We start from the raw sequence: 9137 nt of genomic DNA, 5'->3' as shown, positions 1-9137 counted from the left end.
CCTCTCTGCTTTTCCATAAATTAGGTTCATGAAAAACTTTAACACAAATTTCAACCTGAATAGGTGGCACAAGGCAAGGCCATTTATTTTAGGTGCAATGCTCTGCAGCTGCCTTGCCAATGCGCAATCAACAAATCCTGTTATTAATAATATCATGACCGAGGAAACCAGCAACTCGCAGCTGGAAAAACTGGCGCATGAGCTTTTTGATGGTGTTGGGCCAAGGCTGGTAGGCACACCACAAATGAAACAGGCTAACGACTGGGCGGTAGCCAAATATAAAAGCTGGGATATCCCGGCCCATAACGAAAAATGGGGCGAGTGGCGTGGCTGGGAACGGGGTATCTCACATATAGATATGGTTTCGCCGCGTGTAAAATCATTAGAAGGCACCCAACTGGCCTGGAGCCCGGGTATGGGCAAAAAAACAGTTACCGCCGAAGTAATTATTCTGCCTGATGTGGCCGATTCCCTTGCTTTTCAGCAATGGCTGCCCAATGTTAAGGGTAAATTTGTGATGATTTCTATGTGTCAGCCAACCGGCAGGCCCGATTATAACTGGACGGAATTTGCCACAAAGGAATCCTTCGATAAAATGAAAGCCTCGCGTACCGCGCAAACAGATGCCTGGAAAAAACGTATCAGCAAAACCGGCTTTACCAACAAAACACTACCTGTTGCGCTCGAAAACGCTGGCGCTGCCGGCATCATCACCAATAATTGGTCGGCAGGTTTTGGGGTTGATAAGATCTTTGGCGCTTATACTAAAATAGTACCAACAGTTGACATAGCGCTGGAAGATTACGGCATGCTTTACCGCTTAAGTGAATCGGGCGGTAAGCCGAAGATCAGTATGCATACCGAATCAAAAGAACTTGGCGTAGTACCAACTTTTAACACCATTGCCGAAATAAAAGGCACTGAAAAACCTGATGAATATGTAATGCTGAGCGCCCACTTTGATTCATGGGATGGTGGTACCGGCGCCACCGATAACGGTACAGGAACTTTAACCATGATGGAGGCCATGCGTTTACTTAAGAAGTATTATCCTCACCCAAAACGCACCATATTGGTTGGGCACTGGGGCAGCGAAGAAGAAGGCCTGAACGGTTCGCGCGCCTTTGTAGAAGATCACCCGGAGATAGTAAAAAACCTGCAGGCCCTGTTTAACCAGGATAATGGTACAGGCCGCGTAGTTAACCTGGGCGGGCAAGGCTTTGTGGAAGCAAAAGATTATTTAGGCCGATGGCTCGCCGCTGTGCCCGATACGCTAAAAAACCGCATCAAAACAAATTTCCCCGGCCAGCCGGGTAGTGGCGGGTCCGATTTTGCATCATTTGTGGCCGTTGGCGCACCTGGCTTTTCGTTAAGCTCGCTTAACTGGTCGTACGGTTCATATACCTGGCATACCAACCGCGATACTTATGACAAGGTTGTATTTGACGACCTGAAGAATAATGCCATGCTAGCCGCAATAATGGCTTATATGGCCAGCGAGGATCCGGCTAAAACAACAAACACCAAAACCGAGGGTATTAAATGGCCGGTGCAAACCAAGGCTACCCGGCGGGGAGGATTGGATTAAGTCAACAGTTCTAAGTCATAAGTTGTAGGCCGGATTTGTTCTTTTTGGCTTTGAACTTAAGACTTTCGACTAAAGGCTAACGTCAATTCAAAATTGACACGACACTACATATTTATGAGAGCCTTTCAGCATTTGCTGAAGGGCTTTTTTATTTATGAATGTGCGTATTTAAACAAAACATTTCTTGTTTCTGGCGCTTATTAGTACATAAACCAATATCAAAAGTTATGAAACACGCATTTATTTTCGGGACTACCATATTCCTGAGCACACAGCGCACCCTTAGGGTGAATGATGGCGATAACAGCACCGAGTTTTTAAGAGTTTTATCATTTTATAATGAGAAAAAAAACCATGAGAACCTGGCGCTAAATATCGATGCGAATATTTCAACAATGGATGGCCATGCTTTAAACATCGCGAGTAACAGCGTTGCCGACAGAACAGACATCCGCTTAGAGATCAGTAAATTCCGCATTAAAGTATATCAAACCGGCCATCACGAACCTGTGCTGGATGTTTACCAGCTTGATGAGCATGAGTATCCCGGCTTATCCAGTCATATCCTTAACGAAATACATGCCCAGCTGCCAGATAAGGTGTTAACTATTAAAGGTAATTTTAAAGTTGGCAATACTCATTTCTTTATCGAGAACGAGAAAATGTTTGTTGATAACAACGGTTATGCCAATGGTGTGGTGAATGCCCATCATGGTATTATACTATCGGCCGCTTATCAGGATTTAATGCGCTAAATTATAAAGCCAAAAGCAGAATGCACAAAATCTAAGGTCATTGCATTCTGCTTTTTGGCTCTTACATAATTGAATAGTTTTGATACCCGACAATGGAGTTTTATACAGTGGAAACTACTATATAATTTTTTCCAAAATTATATAGTTACCTTTTTCTCCAAATTCAGTAAAGCCCATCTTTTTACATGCATTCAAAGCTGTTTTATTGTTCGCTTTTATTTCGGTAAGGCATCTGTTAAATCCCTTGCGCATCAAATCAACCAGGCAAAAATCAAGCAACCTTCTTCCATACCCCATTTTTCGCATCGACGGTGAAACTACCGCCATTGATAAAAAAGCGAGTTTATTTTCATAATCATTTGCATAATAGGCTAAAAACGCAAGTAAAACATCGTTTTCCATTACAGAGATTATACATCCCTTTTCAATGATTTTATCGATATAAGCATTTAAATCATCAAGTTCATATGTTCCGCTGCCATCATTGATCAGCGGATACATCATATCATAAATTTTTGATTTCATTTTTAAATTGGGCTTTAAACACAATTTATACTTATTTTTTTGTTCGATAAAGAAAAACAAGCGAATGCACACAAATTGTAAAGTTTGTACTGTTTTTAAAAAATACATTTTACAGATTTGGAACAGAAAGCCGAAAAGGATGAAAAAAACCGGCTTCAATAAATTCAGTGTTCCTAAAATGGCATTTTAATTTCGGAGAGAAGACACAGAATTGAAATGTGCGTAAAAGCGTATAGCACAAAAACTTACGAAGTTTCAAAAACTTCGTAAGTCTAGTCCTGCTGGTATTGATTTACTTCAATTCCTTCACCTTTATACTCCTGAAAAACACTTCATTTCCATGATCCTGCAATAACAAATGTCCTTGCGGGGCCTCGCCAAAGTTTTTCCAGATGGTGTATTTACTCATAGCAACCAGGTCTTTGTAGGCTTTTGAGCCGCGTTCGTATTCCAGCACTTTAACACCATTAAGGTAATGTTCTACATGATTATTTGGGTATACAATCACCCTGCCGGTATTCCAGGCGCCTATCGGGTGAACAAAACGATCTTTCTTGTTGGCCTTTATCAAGTCATATAATGAAGCTAATGTCCTGTCGCCATCACGGCCGAGCTTGGCATCGGGGTGTAGTTTATCATCCAGCACCTGGTACTCCAAACCAATGGCCGAGCCGCTTGTAACTTCGCTCAGGGTAACAAAATACTTCACCCCGCTATTAGCGCCGGGTGTCAGCTTAAATTCAAACGACAGGTCGAAAGCGCTGAAATTATCATTGGTAACTACATCACCACCGCCCGATTCTTCTTTACCGCTTGATGGCAGCACATGCATTGTTCCGTTGGCCACTTCCCAGCCATGATCCGGAAAAGTTTTAAGGGTTGCGCCGTGCCAGCCTGTATTGGTTTTACCATCATACAGTAACTTCCAGCCGGCAGCTTTTTCTGCAGGTGTAATGCTGTTGGGCTGCAGGTTTACCACGTACACATTTTTAGGGAACGGTTTTGATTTTAAATTGGTGGTTTGCAGGTTGAAATTTTTGAAGTACACTTTTTTGCCTGCCTGCTTTTCGTCGCTCACGGCGTGTACCTGCAAGGCTATAAATCCTTTTGCATCAATGGTATCCACCACATCGGCAGTAGCAATACCATTTACCCAGGTTTTCATTTCGTTACCAATACACTCAATACGAATGTGGTTATACTCTCCTACTTTAAAGGCGTCTTTTGCAGCGGCATTTAAATCTAAGGGGTAAAGCCAGTCGCGGCGGCCCTCGTCATATATACCACCTGTCCACTTACGGTCGGATGGATCGATCTCGAGCTGGCGGCCATAAACCAAGCCCTTACCATCATGACCGGCAGCATTGTAGTGACTGCGGGTTTGCACGCCCGAATTACTTAAGTTGCTTTCAATTTTGGCATCAAGCTCCAATATAAAATTGCCGTATTCCTTTTCGGTAACTAAAAATGTGTTGCCGGAGTTTAAAACAGTAGTGCCTACTATGGCTCCATCCTCTACCTTATAATCAGCAGTACCGGCCAGGCGTTTCCAGCCTTTCAGGGTTTTACCATCAAATATTTTGGTTTGAGCCTGGGATAGTGTGGCTGCACTTAGTAAAATTACTATTGGATAAATGTATTTTTTCATGTTATGATATAGTAGATGTTTTATGCAATTGACAACTTGTAAGTTTTTAAGGGTTACACCTTCACTTCCCACCCTTTTTCGTACTCCCTGCTCCAAAGCTTTTCGGCCTCCGGATCATTAAGGATATGGCCGTTGCCGGGGTTGATGTGCAGCACCCGGTCTACCCGGTAGGATATATTTCCTAACTGCGGCAGCAGGGTTGATTTAAAGCCGATCTCGATAGGGCAATTCAGCGGGGCTACTCCCCTAACCCCATCAATAAAGTTTTTAAAATGAAAACCATCCAGCGCTTCGGTGGGGCTTACTTTATTGGTTCCATCAACTTTGGTATCGTCTTTAATGTCTTTTATAAGCTTGTTATCGCCATCATAAACCTGGTAGCCATTGCCGCTGCCATAAAATAGTGTTCCTTTATCGCCGTAAAACACTACCCCACGGCTCAACTGCTCCATATTAAAGCCGTTGCTGCTGCGGCTTTCCCATTCGGCGGCGGTATTGTTGGGAAAGTTATACAGGATATTTTGTGTATCGGGTGTTTGCCAGTCGTCGTTAAAATGAAAGCGGCCGCCTGTTGAAACTACTTTATTGGGATAATCAACACCCAAACCCCAACGGATCACGTCAAGCTCATGGGTGCCATTGTTTAGCGCCTCGCCGGTTCCCCAGTTCCAAAACCAGTGCCAGTTATAGTGAATCAGGTTATCCTGGTATGGCTTCCGTGGTGCCGGGCCCTGCCACAAATCATAATTTAAATTAGCCGGCACAGGCACCTGTTTGCCATGGCCAATGCTTAGCCTGTGATTAGTGTACCATCCTTTTGCATAATATGCACGACCGATAACGCCATCATGCAGCTCTTTAACCATTGCCTGCACATTTGAAAATGAGCGCCGCTGACTACCCATCTGTACCAAACGATTGTACTTTTTTGCGGCTTCAACAGCCATTTCGCCTTCATGAGGGTTATGGCTGCAGGGCTTCTCTACATATACATGTTTACCTGCCTGGCAAGCCATGATGGTTGCAGGGGCGTGCCAATGATCGGGTGGGGCTATAACAACCGCATCGATATCTTTTATCGCCAGCATTTTGCGGATATCGGTAATACCTTTGGGCTTTTTACCTGTTATTTTATAAATCTCGTTGATGGTTTTATCAACCACATTTGAATCTACATCGCAAACATACCCTACCTCTACATTGGGTATCTTAGCATAGCTTTGGGCCAGGTAAAGACCGCGGCTATTGGTGCCCATCATGCCTAAAACAACTTTTTCATTAGGCGATCCTTTAAAAAATGAAGCTGCTTTTGATACCTGGGTTGCAAGCAGGAAACTGGTTCCGGCAAGTGATGTAGTTTGAATGAACTGCCTGCGGTTGAACATGGGTAAAATGGCTAATTGGTTTATAACACATTGCCCGGCGGGCAGCGTTGGCAAATTAGCTAAGTTTTGTAAAGGCTCGAAGAAAACGGTCGCTTTTTTTTAAAAGCAATTGTAATTTAACTGTTACTTTAATTTCACAAGCCTGTAAATAGCCAGAGGTTGTTTTGAAAAAAGATAAGGTTTAGGTTTTGCGGCAAACATTAACATTAACCGTTTGCCATGTAAAAGTAGGCAACAGGGTTTGTTTTGGGATTAGTATTTATACGGGACTTGATGGGTTTTTATACGCGTTTTTACGTAAAAAAAGAGAGGTTATACCAAACACCATAACCAATGGGGATGAAACCCATGGTTATGGCGTTTAAATTTATACTGTTATTAGTATTGTATTGGCGGAGGTATAAGTTTAGGATTTTGGCGTTGGTGCCAGTATGGATATATTGGCGGCAAATCGCTGGCGGCATCAAGTTTTTTTACCTGGTCGGTAGTTAAGTTCCAGCCAATGGCGTCAAGGTTTTGTTTTAGCTGCTCCTCGTTACGTGCGCCTATAATGATGTTGGCTACGGTTGGCCTTTGCAATAACCAGTTAATTGAAATCTGCGCTACAGATTTACCTGTTTCTTCGGCAACTTCGTCCAAAGCATCAACAATGTTGTATAGGCGATCGAAGTTGGTTGCGGGGCCATGAGCGCCGCCTTGTACTGTTCTTGAATCTGCCGGGATTGGCTGCCCTCTCCTGAATTTACCACTCACCTTGCCGGATGCCAATGGGCTCCAAACTATGGTGCTCACATTTTGATCTATGGCTAAAGGCATCAGTTCCCATTCAAACTCGCGGTCTAATAATGAATAATAAGCCTGGTTGGCCACATACCTGCTCCAGCCATAACGCTCAGATACCGATAACGATTTCATAAGGTGCCAGCCCGAAAAATTTGAACAGGCTATATAACGCACCTTACCGCTGGTTACCAGGTCGTCAAGCGCGCGCAGGGTTTCTTCAACCGGGGTGGTGGCGTCAAAGCTATGCATGTGGTAAACATCTATATGGTCGGTTTGTAAACGTTGAAGGCTATCTTCTGCCTGTTTTACCAAATGCAGGCGCGATGAACCATAATCATTAGCACCATCACCCATAGGCAGCGTAGCCTTTGTACTGATGAGCACCTCGTTACGCAGACCTTCCAATGCCTTACCTAATATTTCTTCAGCTATCCCCCTTGAGTATATATTCGCGGTATCAAAAAAGTTCACACCTGCATCAAGGCATATACTAATCAGCTTTTTGGCCTCATCAACCTGCGTATTGCCCCAGGCTTTAAAAAACTCGTTACCACCGCCAAAAGTGGCAGTGCCGAAACTTAACACGGGCACTCTTAAACCCGATGCTCCTAATTGTCTGTATTCCATAGTGTAGTTTATTTAAGCAGAAGGCTTAAAGCGAAAGGCTTAAAGCTTTTGCTATGTATACAAAGCTAAAATTTATGTTTGCGAAGAGCGGGGTTTATGCATCATCATTTTGTCATTTGTAATTTAGTTAGGTAGCCGCAACAAGGAAAAACGCCAGCCGTCTTAACTCTTGATTCTTGACTCCTGATTCTATTCCCAATCCAATCAGGAACACTTCTAAATAGCAAATAGGCTATATAAAGGCTCTCCCATTAGTTAACTTTGCGCCAAAATTTTAACGTATGGCAACAACTAAACTTACTATTAATAACAACGGATCTGTAAAAATTGAAGGCGATTTTGAAATTGTAGATATGCAGGGCGAAAACTACGGCTTACAGGGCAGAACTGTGGTTTCTGTTTGCCGTTGTGGCCTGTCGGCAAATAAACCGTTTTGTGATGGCTCGCACAAAGGTCATTTTGAGCATAATGCAATTGCATTTGATCTGCCTCCTAAAAAAGTTTAATAACGGTTAATCACCATATTATAAAGGGCCTGCTGTTAAATACTGCAGGCCCTTACTTTTACAGCCATTTTTACCACATTTTTTGTGGATTTTTGGGCAAAGGATCATGCGGTATTTTTTTCATATAGGTTATCATGGCACAAAGTATAGCGGCTGGCAAAAACATGCCGGCGTTGTAAGTGTGCAGGCAATCTTTGAAACCGCACTAAGCAGGCTTTTAAAAACCCAAATAGCTGTTAACGGCTGTGGCCGTACTGACGCCCATGTGCATGCCAGCCAGTTTTTTTTCCATATTGATATTGGGCAGGAATGGGATTTCGACCTGTTTTTCAGGCTGAATAAAATTTTGCCTGATGATATCGCGGTATTTGACATTATCCCGATGCAAGGCCTGCCCCACGCCCGGTTTGATGCTGTGCAACGCTCTTACGATTACTTCATTCATACCTATAAGGACCCGTTTTTAAGTGGTTTCAGCGCGTTATACCCCGAAACAAATTTTAACATTGATAAAATGAAAAAGGCGGCGGCTCTGTTGCCGCTTTATAGCGATTACCGCGGCTTCTGCAAAATGCCCGACAGGATTGAACATACTATCTGCAATGTGAGTTCGGCCGGGTTGTGCGTAGATAAAACCGGGGACCGGCTGCGTTTTAATATATCGGCCAACCGTTTTTTAAGCAGGATGATCAGGATCATCATTGGCCGCCTGCTGGAAATTGGCCGCGGGGAGATGAGCGTTGACGAATTTGAGGGTTACCTTATCAGCAGGCAAACGCCAAAGATCATTATTCCTGCCTATCCGCAGGGTTTATACTTGTCAAAAGTGACTTATCCTTACCTTGATATTCCGGCCCGGCCTACCTTTTCGGGCCTGCTGCAAAAGGATGATGATGCGGTTTGGCACTCCATATAATATTGAAGAAACACTCCCCTCTTGCCTCCTGATTTTAATATCTTGACTCCCGGTATGGATATAAGCGGTATTTTAGGTAATTTCGCACTCTCAAATATTATTTAATAAGGTTCTCAGATGGTGTGGTTTGAAAAATTGAAGCTGAAAAAGCAACTGGTTAAGTCGGTAAATGAAGCTGGTTTTACAAACCCGAAGGAACTGCAACTAAAAACCTTGTCGAGAATAGTTGGCGGCCAGGACATTATCGCCATAGGTTATGAAGGCAGCGGTAAAACTACAACCTATGTTTTAGGTGTGTTAAACCGCTTTAATTATGCACCCGAGGGCGTTCCGCATGTATTGATCCTGGTACCCGAAAAAGAAGATGTATTAAGTGTAATTGAACAATTTGACCTGCTTAATAA

10 protein-coding genes are annotated in these 9137 nt (G+C 43.3%); 6 read left to right on the top strand and 4 right to left on the bottom strand.

Annotated elements, in window-relative coordinates; all coding sequences use genetic code 11:
- The first annotated feature begins 28 nt into the window (after window positions 1-28).
- Window positions 29-1588 (top strand): M20/M25/M40 family metallo-hydrolase, encoded by a 1560-nt coding sequence (locus AC1DPZ_RS16950; protein ID WP_477405501.1) that lies wholly within the window; start codon window positions 29-31, stop codon window positions 1586-1588.
- A 227-nt stretch (window positions 1589-1815) separates the two neighbouring features.
- Window positions 1816-2343, top strand: coding sequence for a hypothetical protein (locus AC1DPZ_RS16945; protein WP_477405499.1), 528 nt, complete (start codon window positions 1816-1818; stop codon window positions 2341-2343).
- 117 nt (window positions 2344-2460) lie between these two features.
- Here the strand turns inward: AC1DPZ_RS16945 and AC1DPZ_RS16940 are convergent, their stop codons facing one another.
- The 3 genes from AC1DPZ_RS16940 to AC1DPZ_RS16930 all read right to left on the bottom strand — a co-directional run bounded on the left by AC1DPZ_RS16940 (window position 2461) and on the right by AC1DPZ_RS16930 (window position 5955).
- Window positions 2461-2976 carry a GNAT family N-acetyltransferase gene (locus AC1DPZ_RS16940; protein ID WP_477405497.1) on the bottom strand — a complete coding sequence of 172 codons (516 nt, stop codon included), beginning with the start codon at window positions 2974-2976 and terminating at the stop codon, window positions 2461-2463.
- A 184-nt stretch (window positions 2977-3160) separates the two neighbouring features.
- Entirely contained in the window at window positions 3161-4516 is a 1356-nt protein-coding gene (locus AC1DPZ_RS16935; RefSeq protein ID WP_477405495.1) for a 3-keto-disaccharide hydrolase, read from the bottom strand.
- A 53-nt stretch (window positions 4517-4569) separates the two neighbouring features.
- Window positions 4570-5955, bottom strand: coding sequence for a Gfo/Idh/MocA family protein (locus AC1DPZ_RS16930; RefSeq protein ID WP_477405493.1), 1386 nt, complete (start codon window positions 5953-5955; stop codon window positions 4570-4572).
- 134 nt (window positions 5956-6089) lie between these two features.
- On the opposite strand from AC1DPZ_RS16930, the gene AC1DPZ_RS16925 reads away from it, so the two are divergent.
- Window positions 6090-6266: a hypothetical protein gene (locus AC1DPZ_RS16925; RefSeq protein WP_477405491.1), complete on the top strand. Its 177-nt coding sequence runs from the start codon at window positions 6090-6092 to the stop codon at window positions 6264-6266.
- Between the two features lie 13 nt (window positions 6267-6279).
- Here the strand turns inward: AC1DPZ_RS16925 and AC1DPZ_RS16920 are convergent, their stop codons facing one another.
- Window positions 6280-7311 (bottom strand): aldo/keto reductase, encoded by a 1032-nt coding sequence (locus tag AC1DPZ_RS16920; protein WP_477405489.1) that lies wholly within the window; start codon window positions 7309-7311, stop codon window positions 6280-6282.
- Between the two features lie 281 nt (window positions 7312-7592).
- Here AC1DPZ_RS16920 and AC1DPZ_RS16915 point away from each other — a divergent pair, with 281 nt between their 5' ends.
- The 3 genes from AC1DPZ_RS16915 to AC1DPZ_RS16905 all read left to right on the top strand — a co-directional run.
- On the top strand, window positions 7593-7817 hold the full coding sequence (locus tag AC1DPZ_RS16915) for a CDGSH iron-sulfur domain-containing protein (protein WP_477405487.1): 225 nt from the start codon (window positions 7593-7595) through the stop codon (window positions 7815-7817).
- A 106-nt stretch (window positions 7818-7923) separates the two neighbouring features.
- The gene (locus tag AC1DPZ_RS16910) at window positions 7924-8733 is read left to right on the top strand and encodes a tRNA pseudouridine synthase A (protein WP_477405485.1); all 810 of its coding nucleotides are present in this window, start codon (window positions 7924-7926) and stop codon (window positions 8731-8733) included.
- A gap of 117 nt (window positions 8734-8850) precedes the next feature.
- The coding region (locus AC1DPZ_RS16905; RefSeq protein WP_477405483.1) for a DEAD/DEAH box helicase at window positions 8851-9137 on the top strand (287 nt) is incomplete at its 3' end.

The sequence above is a fragment of the Mucilaginibacter sp. P4_G9 genome (assembly GCF_056400985.1).
Note: the sequence above shows the minus strand (reverse complement) of the source record. Positions and strands in the feature narration are given on the sequence as shown.